Source organism: Aeromicrobium duanguangcaii, from assembly GCF_024508295.1.
In the GTDB taxonomy this organism is placed as follows: domain Bacteria; phylum Actinomycetota; class Actinomycetes; order Propionibacteriales; family Nocardioidaceae; genus Aeromicrobium; species Aeromicrobium duanguangcaii.
The window spans coordinates 2,129,658-2,144,328 of the sequence record NZ_CP101990.1; the positions used below are offsets into that span (position 1 = coordinate 2,129,658).

A 14,671-nucleotide genomic window follows, 5' to 3' on the forward strand; every position below is an offset into this window, starting at 1 on the left:
TCCCCCCGCGCTGTTTACCGCTGTCGATTACTTGGTGACGAGGTGGTACTCGGGCTTGCCCTGCCAGCTGAAGACGACGCCTTCGACGCCATCAGCAGCCGCACCGGCGATGCGCTGGTTCCACAACGGGATGGCCGGGAGGTCCTGGAACAGGATCTCCTGAACCTCGGCCAACTTCTTGGCCTGCTCGTCACCCTCGGCGCCGAGCGCCTCCTTGAGGAGCTTGTCGACCTCGGGGTTGGAGTAGTCACCGTCGTTCGAGCCGGCACCCGTGCCGTACAGCGGGCCCAGGTAGTTGTAGATCGACGGGTAGTCGGCCTGCCAACCGGTACGGAAGGCGGTCTTGATCTCGCGGTTGGTCACGAGCTCACGGAGCTCCTTGAACGTCGCGTAGCCCTTCGGCTTGGCCTCGATGCCCAGGTTCTTGCCGACCTGGTTCACGAGAGCCTCGACCCACTCCTTGTTGCCGGGGCCGTCACCGTTGTACGCCACGGTGAAGGAGCCCTCGAACTTGGAGATGTCGTCAGCCTGCGCCCACAGCTTCTTGGCCTCGGCGGCGTCGAAGTCGAGCACCTCGCTGCCGGGGATGTCCTTGGTGTAGCCCGGGAACAGCGACGTGGCGAAGTCCTCGGCCGGGACACGCGAGCCCTCGAAGATCTTCTCGGTGATCTCCTCGCGGTTGATCGCCTTGGAGATGGCGGCGCGGCGCAGCTTGCCTTCCTCGCCGCTCCAGTGCTCGAGACGCTCGGGGATCGTGATGGACGCGAAGTTCGCGCCGTTGCCGGTGAAGGCCTGGATCGAGTCGTCGGACTCGAAGCCGGACAGGGCGCTCGGCGGGACGGCCTCGAGGACGTCGAGGTTGCCACCCTGCAGATCGGAGTAGGCCGAGTCGGGATCGGTGTAGAACTTGAAGGTCACGCCACCGTTCTTGGCCTCACGCGAACCCTTGTAGTCGTCGTTCGGCGTCAGCTTGGCCTCGACCTCGTGCTCCCAGGTGTCCAGGACGTAGGGGCCGTTGCCGATCGGCTTCTCGCCGAAGTCCTCGGTGATCTTGCCGCTCTCGTCGAACGCGGCGTCGGGCAGCGGGTAGTACGCCGAGTAGCCGAGGCGCAGCGGGAACTCAGGCTCCGCTTCCTTCAGCGTGACCTGGATGGTCTTGTCGTCGACGGCCTTGGCGCCCTCGAGCTCGGTCGCGCCCTCGACGAGCGTGCCCTCCTCGGTCGTGCCGGCGAAGGGGTACATGAAGTAGGCCTGCAGCTGGCCGTTCTTGGGATCAGCAGCGTAGGTCCAGGCCTTCACGAAGGACTCGGCCGTGACCGGCGTGCCGTCCGTGAACTTCCAGTCCTTGAGCTTGATGGTCCAGTTCTTGTTGTCCTCGGACTCGATCGACTCGGCGACCTCGTTGGTCGACTCGCCCTCGGGGTCATAGGAGATCAGACCGGCGTACAGCAGGTCGATGATGTTGCCACCGCCGACCTCGTTCGTGTTGGTCGTGACCAGCAGCTTCTGCGGCTCGGTGCCGTAGGCCGTGATCACGGAATCGGTGGAGCCGCCACCATTGTCGTCGCTGTCGCTCGAGCACGCTGCCAGGCTCACACTGGCAACGGCGGCGATGGCGATACCTGCGAGGGCTGAACGCCGAAGTCGCATGAATATCCTCCTGTGAATGTGCGTACGTCAGTGGACATGCGTGTACGCGCCTCATCCATAAGTACCACCTGGCAGTAGCCGTCCCCCAATCCGGGAGGGCTAATTCACCGAACTGCAACCAAATTCACGTTGCGTGCGATAGGTCGTACGGCGGGCAGACGACAGCGGCCCCGCCCCCGAAGGGACGGAGCCGCTGGTCCGGCAGAGCCGAGGGTGATCAGCCCTTGCGCTTGGTGATCTCCTCGGTGGCCTGCGGCAGGACCGCCTTGAGGTCGCCCACGACGCCGAAGTCGACGAGCTCGAAGATCGGCGCCTCCTCGTCCTTGTTGACGGCGACGATCGTCTTGGACGTCTGCATGCCGGCGCGGTGCTGGATCGCACCCGAGATGCCGTTGGCCACGTACAGCTGCGGCGAGACCGTCTTGCCGGTCTGGCCCACCTGGAACGTGTGCGGCTTCCAGCCCGAGTCGACGGCGGCGCGCGAGGCGCCGACGGCCGCACCGAGGGCGTCGGCCAGAGCCTCGACCTCGGTGAAGTCGCCACCGGTGCCACGACCGCCGGAGACGACGATGGCCGCCTCGGTCAGCTCGGGACGGCCGGTGGAGACGCGCGGCTCCGACGAGACGATCTTGACCGCCTTGGCGGACTCGGGGACATCGAACGAGACGGCCTCGACCGTGCCGGCACCGGCGACGGCCTCGGGCGCGGCCGAGTTCGGCTTGACGGCGATGACCGGCGCGCCCTTGGTGACCTGCGCGGCGACCGTGAAGTTACCGGCGAACGCCATCTGGGTGGTCGTGATCGCGCCACCGTCGACGGCGACGTCGACGGCGTCGGTGATCAGGCCCGACTCGGACTTGAGCGCGACGCGGGCGGCGATCTCCTTGCCCTCACTGGTGGAGGGCACCAGCACGGCGGCGGGCGACTTGTCGGCGACCAGGGCGGCGAGCGCCTCGGCCTTCGGCGCCACGAGGTACTCCTCGAAGGCACTGTCGGAGTACGTGTAGATCTTCTCTGCGCCGTACTCGGCCAGAACGGCGGTGTCGGCGTCGCCGAAGACGACGGCCGACGGCTCGCCGATGCGGCGGGCGATCGTCAGGAGCTCCAGCGAGGGCTTCGTGACCTTGCCCTGGGGGGCCTCGATCAGAACGAGAACTTCAGTCATGACTGTCTATGCCCTTCTCAGACGAACTTCTTGGACGCGAGGAACTCGACGAGCTTGGTGCCGCCGTCTCCCTCGTCGGTGACGATCTCACCGGCGGTGCGCGGCGGGCGCGGGGTCGTGGACTCGACCTTGGTCCAGGCGTTGTCGCCGCCGACCTCGGCCGCGTCGATGCCCAGATCGGACAGGCTCCACTCTTCGACCGGCTTCTTCTTGGCGGCCATGATGCCCTTGAAGGAGGGGTAGCGAGCCTCGCCGGTCTGGTCGGTGACCGAGACGACGAGCTTGCCGGTGGCCTCGATCTGGTGCGTGGCGGCATCGCCGTCGCGGCGGATCTTGACCGTGTCGCCGTCGACCGAGATCTCGGAGGCGAACGTGATGGCCGGCAGGCCCAGGCGCTCGGCGACCAGCGTCGGCACGACGCCCATGCCGGCGTCGGTGGAGCCCATGCCGAAGAACACCATGTCGTAGTCGAGCTTCTCGATGGCCTTGGCCAGGATCAGCGACGTCGCGAAGGCGTCGGATCCGGCGATGGCGTCGTCCTCGACGTGGACACCGGCGTCGGCGCCCATCTGCAGGGCCTTGCGCACAGCGTCCGAGGCGTCGGCGGGGCCGACGGTCAGCACGGTGACCTCACCGTCACCGTCCTCGATGACCTGCAATGCCTGCTCGACCGCGTACTCGTCGAGCTCGGAGAGCAGTCCATCGACGTTCTCACGGTCGACAGTGTTATCAGCGTCGAACGTGCGGTCCGCCGTGGCGTCCGGCACGTACTTCACAGCGACAACGATCTTGGTCACGAGGACCCTCCTGTGAATTCGGGGCGCGAACGACGGTTGATCGCCCGCGAGGTATCAGGACCACCCTGCCACGCGCGGAACCGCATGGGTGAGGCGACCCTTCCTGCCACGATGTTACCGAAAGGTAACGAAGGGCCGCACTCCGTGGAGCGTGGCGTGGATCACTTGCCGGTGAAGGTCGCCTTGCCCGGGCCGTTGGCGACGAAGGACGCCATGCCGTCGGTCTGGTCCTGGGTGGCGAACAGGCCGGTGAAGCCGGCGCGCTCGATCTCGAGCCCGGTCTGCAGGTCGACCTCGAGGCCCTTGTCGATGACGTCCTTGGCGGTGCGCAGCGCGATGGCCGGTCCCCCGACGAACTGCGAGGCCCACGCGATCGCGCGGTCGTGGACCTGGTCGGCCGGCAGCACCTCGTCGACCAGACCGAGCGCCAGCGCCTCGTCGGCGGCGACGAAGCGGCCCGTGTAGATGAGGTCCTTGGCCTTGGCCGGGCCGATCAGCCGCGCGAGGCGCTGGGTGCCGCCCGCGCCGGGGATGATGCCCAGCAGGATCTCGGGCTGGCCCAGCTTGGCGTTGTCGGCGCAGAACCGCAGGTCCGTCGCGAGCGCCAGCTCGAGGCCGCCGCCCAGCGCGAACCCGGTGATCGCCGAGACGGTCGGCTTGCCGATCGCCGCGATGGCCCGGGTGAACTCCTGCAGCAGGTGCGCGTGGCGGAACATCTCGGGATAGCCCATGTCGGCCATCTCCTTGACGTCGGCGCCGGCAGCGAACACCCGCTCGCCGCCCCACACCACGACCGCGGCCACGTCATCGCGGCGGTCGGCCTCACGGGCCGCCTCGAGCAGCTCGGTCTGGACCTGCGCGTCGAGCGCGTTCATCTTGGGTCGGTCGAGTCGGATCGTGCCGACGCCGTCGGTCACCTCGAGTCGGACGAACTCCGCCATGGCTGTGCCTCCTGTGTGGGTTGGGGCGAGCATAGGACAGGGTCAGGACACCGAGCCCAGCGCCTGCAGGGCCTCCCCCGCGAGACGGTAGGTGCGCCAGTCCGCCAGGTCGACGCCGCCGAGCGAGCGGTAGAACTCGATCGACGGGGTGTTCCAGTCCAGCACCTGCCACTGCAGCCGGCTGTACCCGCGCTCGACGCAGACCTCGGCCAGTCGCGCCAGCAGCGCGCGCCCCAGACCGGACCCGCGATGCGCCGGGTCGACGTAGAGGTCCTCCAGGTGGATCCCGTGGACCCCGTCCCACGTCGAGAAGTTCAGGAACCAGATCGCCACGCCCACCACGGCGCCGTCCACCTCGGCCACGTGGGCGAACAGCGCGGGCGCCGAGCCGTAGAGGCGCTCGTGCAGCATCTCCTCGGTCAGCACGCACTCGTCGGGGGCGCGTTCGTAGGCGGCGAGGTCGTGCACGAGCCGCACCATCGCGGGCACGTCGTCGGCGGTGGCGGGGCGGATCCGCGGATCGGTCATGGAGCCGATTCCATCACGGCGGCCGGTAGCCTCGGCCTCGTGACCGAACCCGCGGACGCCTCCACCCTGTTGCGTGACGACGACCTCGTGCTCGAGCCGACCTCGGGCGCCGAGGACCTGCACGGATTCGCCGTGGTCTACGGCGGCGAGAGAATCGGCACCGTCGCGTTGCAGCGCAGCCCCGGCAAGGCCGGCCGGACCCTCGGGTCGATGCGCTGGAACTTCTCGACCGGGCCCGGCGCCATGATCGCGAGCCGGGCGCTGAGGATCGGTGTCGAGTACGCCTTCACGCAGTTGAAGTGGACCCGCATCGAGGCCCGCGTCCCCGCCGACGACCCGCTCGGACTGCGCGCGGCGTCGATCGCCGGACTGCGCCGCGAAGGGATCGCCCGCGCCCCGCGCGGCGAGGTCGAGCAGGTGCTGCTGGCCCGGATCGTCGACGATCCGCCGGCCTTCAGTCGTGACGGCTTCGTCGCGATCCTCAACGCCGGGCTCCCCCGCAAGCGCGTCATCGGCCAGGGCATCCTGCGCGATCGCGACGGCCGGGTGCTGCTGTGCGAGCTGACCTACAAGGGCGAGTGGGACCTGCCCGGCGGCGTCGTCGAGGTCGGCGAGAGTCCCGCGACCGGCCTGGTCCGTGAGCTCCAGGAGGAGCTCGGCATCACCGTCACGATCGACGGTCTCGTCACGATGAACTGGCTGCCGCCGTGGAGTCGCTGGGACGACGCGTGCCTGTTCGTGTTCGACCTGGGCGTCGTCGACGCCGACCTGGTCGACCAGATGGTGCTGCAGCGGTCCGAGATCGCGGCCGTCCACTGGTGCGACCTCGAGACCGTACGCGAGAAGGCCACGCTGGCCACGACCGAGCTGCTCGAGTCGCTGGCCGACGCTCCCCTGCCGTCCTACCGCGAGGCGCCGCGGCAGCCGGAGTGATCGCTCAGCGCCGAGTGCTCAGAACAGTGCCGCTCAGAACAGTGCGGCGGCGAGCGAGCGACGCGCCTGCGCCACCCGGGGGTCGGTCAGGCCCACGACCGTGAACAGGTCGAGCAGGTGCTGGCGCACGCGCTCGCGATCGTCCTCGGACGTGCGCTTCACCAGGTCGATGAGCCGCAGGAACGCGTCCTCGATGTGTCCGCCCGTGACGTCGAGGTCGGCGACCAGCAGCTGCGCGTCGACGTCGTCGGGGGCGTCGGCGGCCGCCTGGCGCGCCGCCTGCAGATCGGCTCCGGCGATCCGGGCGTAGAGCTTCGTCGCGGCGAGCCGCTCGACGACCTCGGCGTCGCCCGGCGTCTGGGCCAGCAACGCCTCGTACTCGGCGATCGCGGCGTCGAAGTCACCGCGGCCGTACGCCTCGTCGGCGGCGGCAAAGCGCGGGTCGTCCTCGGGCTCCTCGGGCTCGGCCGCGGGGGCGCCGCCGGAGGGCTGCGCCCGTCCGGTCAGGCCGTTCTCCTGCGCGAGCCGCACGAGCTCGTCGAAGAAGCGCTTCACCTCGGACGCGTCGACCGTGCCCTGGAAGAGCGGGACGGGACGGCCCTGGACGAGGCCGACGACGAAGGGTACGGTCTGGACCTGCAGCGCCTGCGCGATGCCGGGGTTGGCGTCGGCGTCGACCTTCGCCAGCTGCAGCGCTCCGCCGTACGGCGACGTCGCCGCGGCGAGCACCTCGTTGAACTCGACGCTCTGCGGGGCCCGCGGGGACCACACGCTCAGCACGACGAGGTGCTGCATCGAGGACTCGACGACCTGCTGGAAGTCGGCCTCGTTCACATCGATGACGTAGACCGCGCCGGCGGGAGCGGGCGTTGCCCCTCCCGCCGCCGGACGGGGCTTGGCCAGGGAGGACAGGTCGAACGCGCCGGGCTGGGAGAAGCTCATGGGGACAGTCTAGGAAGAAAGGTCACAGACCGCGGATGGGCTCGGTCGGTTCCTCGTCCGAGAGGTCGAGGGGACGGTCGCGCGAGACCAGGAGGCGCTCGCGGCGACGGGCCTCCTTGTTGACGGCGTTGTTGATCTGACGGTCGACCGCGAGGATGTTCGGCACGAACTTGATCTCGCGCAGGCCCTGCTCCTGGGCGGCGGACTCGAACACGAAGTGTCCGTAGCCGACGATCCGTCCCAGCAGGGGCCGGGTCATCGTCATGTCGAGGATGCGGTTGATCGGCATCGTCGCGACCCGGGCGGTCAGGACGCCGCTGAGCCGCACCACGCGCCAGTTGGTCACGACGAAGACGTCGCGCCACTCCACGTACGCCCGCACCGCCGCCATCACCACGACGACGAGGGACACGAGCCAGAACAGTTGGGCGGCGGCCGAGGTCCAGTGGAAGAGGAGCACCACCAGCGCGCCCAGGGACGCGAGCATCGCCGCCGGGAGCGGCCAGTAGACGGCCACGTGCTTGGGAACGATCTGCAGGACGCGCTCGCCGCTGCGGGGGTTGAGGCGCTTGTTCAGCGCCACATGGTTCTCGGGGTCGGGAAACGGCTCACGCAGACGTCGCCAGAACCGCGTCGCGACCAGAGGCGGCGCGGACACGATCGCCGGTCGGTCGATCATGACGATCTCCCTACGCGAGTCCGGAGACGAACACCCCGACCTGTCCGAATGCGCTGATGGCTGCGTCGAAGGCCCCCCGAACGGCCGTCGCGGCGTCATCAGGCGTGCTGAACAGGTAGTAGAGCCCGAAGCCCACCACGAACAGAACCACTGCCTTTTTCACCACGCGTCAGTTCTACCGGACCTCGAGGGTCATTTCGGGCAGGCACCACAGTAAAAATCAGGGTTCTTGACCCCGCCCGTCACTCCGATCCCGCGAGCAACATCCGTGCCGCAGAGAAGGGGTCGACCTCACCCGCGAAGGCCCGGGCGGCCAGCGCGTCGAGCTCCTCTCCCCCGTCCACGACGAACCGGCGCCGGACCTGGTCCAACGCGATCGCCTGGATCTCGCGACGCAGCCGGCTGGTGCGGCGTCCCGCCAGCTGCCCGGAGCCGCGCAGGTGGGCCGCGTGCTCCTCGAGATGGTCGACGAGCTCGGGAACGCCGGTTCCCTCCGTGGCGACGGTCAGGTCGATCGGCCGCTTCCAGCCGTCGTGCCGGTCGGACATCGAGAGCATCGTGCGCAGCTCGCGTCGCGTGGTGGTGGCGCCGTCGCGATCGGCCTTGTTGACGCAGAAGACGTCGCCGATCTCGAGGATGCCCGCCTTGGCCGCCTGGATGCCGTCGCCCATGCCCGGCGCGAGCAGCACGACCGTGGTGTCGGCCAGACCGGCGACCTCGACCTCGGACTGTCCCACGCCGACGGTCTCGAGCAGGACGACGTCGCAGCCGGCTGCGTCGAGCACGCGGATGGCATGGGGTGTCGCCCACGAGAGGCCGCCGAGGTGACCGCGGCTGGCCATCGAGCGGATGTAGACGTCCGGGTCGGTGGCGTGGTCCTGCATGCGCACGCGGTCGCCGAGAAGCGCTCCCCCGCTGAAGGGAGAGGTGGGATCGACGGCGAGCACGCCCACCCGACGTCCCCGGGCACGCAGCTCAGTGACGAGAGCGGACGTGGTGGTGGACTTGCCGACGCCCGGCGAGCCGGTGAGGCCGACGACGTGGGCCTTCCCGACCAGCGGCGCCAAGGCCGCACTGACCTCGTGCAGGTGGTCGGACTCGGTCTCGACCAACGTGATCAGACGTGCGACCGACCTGGCCTCGCCGGCTTGCGCCCGCGAGACCAGGTCGGCGACGTCGACGTTCCTGGAGTTCAACTCCGCAGCTTCGGCGGTGAGCCGATCAGGCCTGCTGGGGCACGCGGATGATCAGGGCGTCGCCCTGGCCACCGCCACCGCACAGGGCGGCCGCACCGGTGCCGCCACCACGACGCTGCAGCTCGAGCGCGAGGTGGAGCACCACGCGAGCGCCGCTCATGCCGATCGGGTGGCCCAGCGAGATCGCACCGCCGTTGATGTTGACCTTGTCGATGTCGACGCCCAGCTTGCGCGCCGAGACGATGCCGACGGCGGCGAATGCCTCGTTGAGCTCGAACAGGTCGATGTCGGCCGGATCGATGCCGTCCTTCTTCGCGGCCTTGAGGATCGCGTTGGCCGGCTGCTCCTGCAGCGTCGAGTCGGGACCCGAGACGTTGCCGTGGGCGCCGATCTCGGCGAGCCAGGTCAGGCCCAGCTCCTCGGCCTTCTCCTTGCTCATGACCACCACGGCGCAGGCGCCGTCGGAGATCTGGCTGGCGGTTCCGGCCGTGATCGTGCCCTCCTTGGAGAACGCCGGACGCAGGCGGCCCAGCGACTCGGCGGTCGTCTCGCCTCGCACGCCCTCGTCGGAGGTCACGACGATCGGGTCGCCCTTGCGCTGCGGGATCTCGACAGAGACGATCTCCTCGTCGAACAGCCCGTTCTTCTGAGCCGCGGCGGCCAGCAGGTGCGAGCGCGCACCGTACTCGTCCTGCTCCTCGCGCGTCAGCGTGTCCGTCCCGGCGTTGCGCTGCTCGGTGAGCGAGCCCATCGCCTGATCGGTCAGCGCGTCCCACAGGCCGTCGTACTCCATGTGGTCGAGCATCGTGGCCTTGCCGTACTTGTGACCGTCGCGCGAACCGGTGAGCAGGTGCGGAGCCTGGCTCATCGACTCCTGGCCGCCGGCGACGACGACGTCGTGCTCACCGGCGCGGATCATCTGGTCGGCCAGCGCGATCGCGCTGATGCCGGACAGGCACACCTTGTTGATGGTCATCGCGGGCACGTCGAGCGGGATGCCGCCCTTGAAGGCCGCCTGGCGCGCGGGCACCTGGCCGGCTCCTGCTCCCAGGACCTGGCCCATGATCACGTACTCGACCTGGTCGCCGGTGATACCGGCCCGGTCGAGGGCGCCCTTGATGGCGATGCCGCCGAGATCGGAACCGGACAGCGACTTGAGGGCGCCCTGCAGGCGTCCGATCGGGGTCCGGGCGCCGGCGACGATGACGGAAGTGGTCATGGAACGTGCTCCTTCGAGTGCGTGCGTTGGGGTCACTGTACCTGTGGCCCCGCTCACCCCGAACCAGCCGTGGACATCACCACTACATGACGGGGAAGAGCTCCGGCTCGGGTCCGAAGCGGAATCGGCGGCCCGTGATCTCGGTGACGTCGATGACCACGACGTTGTACTTCATGGTCGGGACCCACGAGTGCAGATCGTCCAGATCGAGCTTCTCCAGCTCGGCCTGCGTCTCGATCTTGCGGGCCTTCCCCTTCAGAATGACGCTCGCCGCGCCGTCGGCGTTCACCTCGTCGACCTCGAAGACGACGTGGCGGTCCAGCAGCACGCCCATCAGCTTGGTCCCCTCGGCGGTGCGGAAGACGATCTGGCGACCAGCCAGCACATAGTTGACCGGAAAGATCTCGGGCTGGTCCAGGATCGTCATGCCCAGGCGGCCCAGCGTGTGGTCGGCGACGAAGTCCCACGGCTCGTTGCCGGTCATGTCGGTGATCGCGCTGTCGATGTCCATACGTCCATTGTCACCCGGAATGCGGTCAGTGCGAAGGGAACGTTCACCCGTACTAGGCTGCCCGCCATGACCAGCGACAGTCTCGTTCCGGGCCATCTGCTCACCGCCATCGACCATGTCGGCATCGCCGTCCCCGACCTCGACGACGCGATCGAGTTCTACTCGCGCGTCTTCGGTCTCGAATCGATCCACGAGGAGGTCAACGAGGAGCAGGGCGTCCGCGAGGCCATGCTGGCCGTGGGCGACTCGGGCTCGTGCATCCAGCTGCTGGCGCCGCTGAGCCCGGAGTCCACGATCGCCAAGTTCCTCGACCGCAACGGACCGGGCATCCAGCAGTTGGCGTACCGTGTGACCGACATCGACGCGGTCTCCACCACCCTGCGCGACCGCGGTGTGCGCCTGCTGTACGACACCCCCAAGCGGGGCACGTCCGACAGTCGCGTCAACTTCGTTCACCCGAAGGACGCCGGCGGCGTACTGGTCGAACTGGTGCAACCCGCCGTCTCGCACTGATCCGGGCTCGCGGACTCTCCGCGTCCCGCATGCGGGAAATGTTTCCCGCCAGTAACCTCTCCGCAGACCATCTGGCCTCACCGACGCGAAGGACCCCCTGTGCAGCACATCCTCGACGCCATCATGTCCGGCGACCGCTCCGCCGAGACGTACCAGAACCTCGAACTGCCCCAGACCTACCGGGGCATCACCGTCCACAAGGACGAGGAGAAGATGTTCGAGGGGATCGCCACCCGGGACAAGGATCCCCGCAAGAGCCTGCACCTCGACGACGTGCCGCTGCCCGAGCTCGCTCCGGGTGAGGCCCTCGTCGCCGTTATGGCCAGCGCGATCAACTACAACACCGTCTGGACCTCGATCTTCGAGCCGGTCTCGACGTTCGGCTTCCTCGAGCGCTACGGCAAGCTCTCCGAGTACTCCAAGCGCCACGACCTGCCCTACCACGTCGTCGGGTCCGACCTCGCGGGCGTCGTGCTGCGCACGGGCCCGGGCGTCAACGCCTGGAAGGCCGGGCAGGAGGTCGTCGCGCACTGCCTCTCGGTCGAGCTCGAGAGCCCCGACGGCCACGACGACACGATGATGGACCCCCAGCAGCGCATCTGGGGCTTCGAGACCAACTTCGGCGGCCTCGCCGAGCTGGCCATCGTCAAGTCGAACCAGCTGATGCCGAAGCCGGCCCACCTGACGTGGGAGGAGGCCGCCTCCCCCGGCCTGGTCAACTCCACCGCGTACCGCCAGCTGGTCAGCAAGAACGGCGCCAACATGAAGCAGGGCGACGTCGTCCTGATCTGGGGCGCCTCGGGCGGCCTGGGCTCGTACGCCACGCAGATGGCCCTCACCGGCGGCGCGATCCCCGTGTGCGTCGTCTCCAGCCCCGAGAAGGCCGAGATCGTGCGCTCGCTCGGCGCCGAGCACATCATCGACCGCTCGGCCGAGGGCTACAAGTTCTGGAAGGACGAGAACACCCAGGACCCGCAGGAGTGGAAGCGGTTCGGCAAGAAGATCCGCGAGCTCACCGGCGGCGAGGACCCGGACATCGTCTTCGAGCACCCGGGCCGCGAGACCTTCGGCGCCAGTGTCTACGTCGCGCGCAAGGGCGGCACGATCATCACCTGCGCGTCGACCTCGGGCTACATGCACCAGTACGACAACCGCTACCTGTGGATGAACCTGAAGAACATCAAGAGCTCGCACTTCGCGAACTACCGCGAGGCCTACGAGGCCAACCGACTCATCGACAAGGGCCTCATCCACCCGACCGTCTCGAAGGTGTACAAGCTCGAGGAGACCGGTCAGGCCGCGCTCGACGTGCACCACAACCTGCACCAGGGCAAGGTCGGCGTGCTCGCGCTGGCCCCGCAGGAGGGCCTGGGCGTCTCCGACGAGGAGAAGCGCGCCAAGCACCTGACGGAGATCAACCGCTTCCGCGGCATCTGATCGGCCACCCGATGACGCGAGTCCGCGGTGTGGACGCCGCCCGCGGACTCGCGCTCATCGGGATGGTCATCACCCACCTCGACACCCGGATCGACTTCGATCCGGGTGTCGCTGCGTCATGGCGCCATGTCGGCGACGGGCGGGCGGCCGTCCTGTTCGTCGTGGTCGCCGGGTTCTCGCTGGCGCTCGCCACGGGCGGGACGACACCACACGACGGACGACGCCTCGCCGACGACCGGCTGGCCGTCCTGGTGCGGGCCGCGGTCCTCGCCGGGCTGGGAGCGTTCCTCACGGCGCTCGGCACCCCGGTCGCCGTCATCCTGACCTCGTACGCCGCCTTCTTCGTGCTGGCGCTGCCCCTGCTGCGCGTCCCCCCGGGCCCTGTCATCGCGCTAGGCACCGTCCTGGTCCTGCTCGGCCCGCTGCTGGCCGCGTGGGCCGCGCGGGACCTGCCCGACCTGCTCATCGACCCGGCCGGGGCACTGCTCGTCGGCCATCCCTACCCCGCCCTGCAGTGGACCGGCTTCCTGCTGATCGGCCTGGGGCTCGGCCGCATCCGGCTGCGGACGTCCGACCTGGCCGTCCTGGCGGTCGTGGGACTGGGCCTCGGCGCCGTCCTGCATGCGCTCATGCTGGACCTCAGCGAGCGACTCGGGCGGACGGGCCCCGCCGGCGAGTCGCTCGTCGTCCAGGCGCTCATGTCGGAGCACCGGTCGCAGAACCCGATCGAGGCCGCCTCCGCCCTGGCGATCGCCGTGGGCCTGCTGTCCGCACTGATGCTGCTGACCCCGCGCGCCCGCGGGCTGCTCTACCCCCTCGAGGCGGTCGGGCGGATGACCCTGACGCTCTACGTCGCGCACGTCGTCGCCTACGCGGTGGCGATCGGGATCGACCCGTCGCTGGAGCGCGGGTCGGGTCTCCTGGCCGCGTCGACCCTCGTCGTCGCCCTCGTCGTCGCCAGCGCGTGGTTCACGCGCTTCCGGCGCGGCCCGCTCGAACGAGGGCTGCACGAGGTGGTCGTGCGGACCCAGGCTTCAGCCGAGCCGAAGGCCGGCTGAGGCGGCTCGCTCAGCGGGGCGTGTCCCGGAAGACCGCGGTCGTGCGGTCGGCGTAGGCCGACGAGTCGGCGCGCTCCATCGGGCCGTCCCACTCCTGGGGCAGCGGCAGCTCGACCGAGGGATTCAGGCGGGCGACGATCTCGTCCAGGACACGCTCGGTGTCGCCCACCCACAGGTGCTTGGCTCCCTCGACCGCGACCACCTCGGCCTGGGGCACGGCGGCGAAGCGCTCGCGGGCCTCGGTCGGTCGCAGGTAGTCGTCGAACTCGGGCACCAGGGCGACCAGCGGGCGGCCGTCCTCGGCCCAGGCCTCGAGGTGCTCGGGGCCGCTGAACCGCAGCGGCGGCGACAGCAGGATCGCGCCGGTGACGTCGGGCTCCAGGCCGTACATGAGCGTCAGGTCGGTCCCGAACGACCACCCGACGATCCACACGTTCGGCAGCTCGGCGAACTCCGCGTACTCGATGGCGGCGGCGACGTCGAAGCGCTCGCCCACCGCGTGGTCGAAAGCGCCCTCGCTGCGGCCGCGCACGCTCTCGGTGCCCCGGGTGTTGATGCGCAGCACCGCGATGTCGGCCAGCGCGGGCAGGCGGTAGGCCGCCTTGCGGAAGACGTGGCTGTCCATCATGCCGCCGTGGGTCGGCAGGGGGTGCAGGCAGATCATCGTGGCGACGGGGGGCCGCTCGGCCGGGAGGGCCAGCTCGCCCACGAGCGTCAGCCCGTCGGCGGTCGTGAGCTCGATGTCCGCACGCCGGGCGGGCAGGACCGATGAACCGGTGATCTTCTTCACGAGGCCATCTTGCCCGAGGGGCCCCGCGTCACGAATGGCGCTTCCAGCAGCCCTGGTGCCAGTGCCGGCGCTCGTTGAGTCCGTCGGTCTCCAACAGGCTCGGCACGTCGGGCCACACGACGTAGTGCGGGGTGGCCGGGGCGATCATCTGGTGGCAGCCGGGGCACCGGTACGGCTTGCTCGAGGTCGTGCCGGTGATGAACCGCTGCCAGAAGTCACCGGCCCGGCGGTGCACGAGCTCCTCGCGCGGCGCGGGTGGCTCGCGTCGAGCGGCTCTGGCGGCAGCAGCCTTACGACGCGACATGGCCCCGA

Annotated in this window: 17 protein-coding genes; 4 read left to right on the forward strand and 13 right to left on the reverse strand. The window is 69.4% G+C overall.

Annotation, left to right across the window (positions count from 1 at the left end):
- Positions 1–27 precede the first annotated feature (27 nt).
- From NP095_RS10475 to NP095_RS10495, 5 genes are all read right to left on the reverse strand, one after another.
- Positions 28–1,650 carry a peptide ABC transporter substrate-binding protein gene (locus NP095_RS10475; RefSeq protein ID WP_232419006.1) on the reverse strand — a complete coding sequence of 541 codons (1,623 nt, stop codon included), beginning with the start codon at positions 1,648–1,650 and terminating at the stop codon, positions 28–30.
- Positions 1,651–1,867: 217 nt separating this feature from the next.
- Entirely contained in the window at positions 1,868–2,815 is a 948-nt protein-coding gene (locus NP095_RS10480; protein ID WP_232419005.1) for an electron transfer flavoprotein subunit alpha/FixB family protein, read from the reverse strand.
- 17 nt (positions 2,816–2,832) lie between these two features.
- On the reverse strand, positions 2,833–3,612 hold the full coding sequence (locus NP095_RS10485; RefSeq protein WP_232419004.1) for an electron transfer flavoprotein subunit beta/FixA family protein: 780 nt from the start codon (positions 3,610–3,612) through the stop codon (positions 2,833–2,835).
- A 161-nt stretch (positions 3,613–3,773) separates the two neighbouring features.
- Positions 3,774–4,553 (reverse strand): enoyl-CoA hydratase/isomerase family protein, encoded by a 780-nt coding sequence (locus tag NP095_RS10490; RefSeq protein ID WP_232419002.1) that lies wholly within the window; start codon positions 4,551–4,553, stop codon positions 3,774–3,776.
- Positions 4,554–4,595: 42 nt separating this feature from the next.
- Entirely contained in the window at positions 4,596–5,081 is a 486-nt protein-coding gene (locus NP095_RS10495; protein ID WP_232419000.1) for a GNAT family N-acetyltransferase, read from the reverse strand.
- A 39-nt stretch (positions 5,082–5,120) separates the two neighbouring features.
- Between NP095_RS10495 and NP095_RS10500 the strand changes: the two genes are divergently transcribed.
- On the forward strand, positions 5,121–6,014 hold the full coding sequence (locus NP095_RS10500) for an NUDIX hydrolase (protein WP_232418999.1): 894 nt from the start codon (positions 5,121–5,123) through the stop codon (positions 6,012–6,014).
- A 33-nt stretch (positions 6,015–6,047) separates the two neighbouring features.
- Here the strand turns inward: NP095_RS10500 and NP095_RS10505 are convergent, their stop codons facing one another.
- The 6 genes from NP095_RS10505 to NP095_RS10530 all read right to left on the reverse strand — a co-directional run bounded on the left by NP095_RS10505 (position 6,048) and on the right by NP095_RS10530 (position 10,561).
- Positions 6,048–6,956 carry a tetratricopeptide repeat protein gene (locus NP095_RS10505; RefSeq protein WP_232418997.1) on the reverse strand — a complete coding sequence of 303 codons (909 nt, stop codon included), beginning with the start codon at positions 6,954–6,956 and terminating at the stop codon, positions 6,048–6,050.
- Positions 6,957–6,978: 22 nt separating this feature from the next.
- The gene (locus NP095_RS10510) at positions 6,979–7,635 is read right to left on the reverse strand and encodes a PH domain-containing protein (protein ID WP_232418995.1); all 657 of its coding nucleotides are present in this window, start codon (positions 7,633–7,635) and stop codon (positions 6,979–6,981) included.
- Between the two features lie 10 nt (positions 7,636–7,645).
- Positions 7,646–7,801 (reverse strand): hypothetical protein, encoded by a 156-nt coding sequence (locus NP095_RS10515; protein WP_232418993.1) that lies wholly within the window; start codon positions 7,799–7,801, stop codon positions 7,646–7,648.
- Between the two features lie 76 nt (positions 7,802–7,877).
- Positions 7,878–8,831, reverse strand: coding sequence for a methylmalonyl Co-A mutase-associated GTPase MeaB (meaB, locus tag NP095_RS10520; RefSeq protein ID WP_232418991.1), 954 nt, complete (start codon positions 8,829–8,831; stop codon positions 7,878–7,880).
- Positions 8,832–8,856: 25 nt separating this feature from the next.
- A complete protein-coding gene (locus NP095_RS10525) occupies positions 8,857–10,050 on the reverse strand; it encodes an acetyl-CoA C-acetyltransferase (RefSeq protein ID WP_232418989.1) in 1,194 nt (397 codons plus the stop codon).
- A gap of 82 nt (positions 10,051–10,132) precedes the next feature.
- On the reverse strand, positions 10,133–10,561 hold the full coding sequence (locus NP095_RS10530; protein ID WP_232418987.1) for a pyridoxamine 5'-phosphate oxidase family protein: 429 nt from the start codon (positions 10,559–10,561) through the stop codon (positions 10,133–10,135).
- A gap of 66 nt (positions 10,562–10,627) precedes the next feature.
- Between NP095_RS10530 and mce the strand changes: the two genes are divergently transcribed.
- From mce to NP095_RS10545, 3 genes are all read left to right on the forward strand, one after another.
- Complete coding sequence (mce, locus tag NP095_RS10535; RefSeq protein WP_232418985.1) at positions 10,628–11,074, forward strand: methylmalonyl-CoA epimerase; 447 nt, start codon at positions 10,628–10,630, stop codon at positions 11,072–11,074.
- A 99-nt stretch (positions 11,075–11,173) separates the two neighbouring features.
- Positions 11,174–12,511, forward strand: coding sequence for a crotonyl-CoA carboxylase/reductase (gene ccrA, locus NP095_RS10540; RefSeq protein WP_232418983.1), 1,338 nt, complete (start codon positions 11,174–11,176; stop codon positions 12,509–12,511).
- Between the two features lie 11 nt (positions 12,512–12,522).
- Positions 12,523–13,569, forward strand: a complete 1,047-nt coding sequence (locus tag NP095_RS10545) for a DUF418 domain-containing protein (protein WP_232418979.1) — start codon at positions 12,523–12,525, stop codon at positions 13,567–13,569.
- 10 nt (positions 13,570–13,579) lie between these two features.
- Here the strand turns inward: NP095_RS10545 and NP095_RS10550 are convergent, their stop codons facing one another.
- Together NP095_RS10550 and NP095_RS10555 are read right to left on the reverse strand one after the other, a co-directional pair.
- Positions 13,580–14,359 carry an alpha/beta hydrolase gene (locus tag NP095_RS10550; protein WP_232418977.1) on the reverse strand — a complete coding sequence of 260 codons (780 nt, stop codon included), beginning with the start codon at positions 14,357–14,359 and terminating at the stop codon, positions 13,580–13,582.
- 28 nt (positions 14,360–14,387) lie between these two features.
- Positions 14,388–14,663 carry a hypothetical protein gene (locus NP095_RS10555; RefSeq protein WP_232418975.1) on the reverse strand — a complete coding sequence of 92 codons (276 nt, stop codon included), beginning with the start codon at positions 14,661–14,663 and terminating at the stop codon, positions 14,388–14,390.
- Positions 14,664–14,671 lie beyond the last annotated feature (8 nt).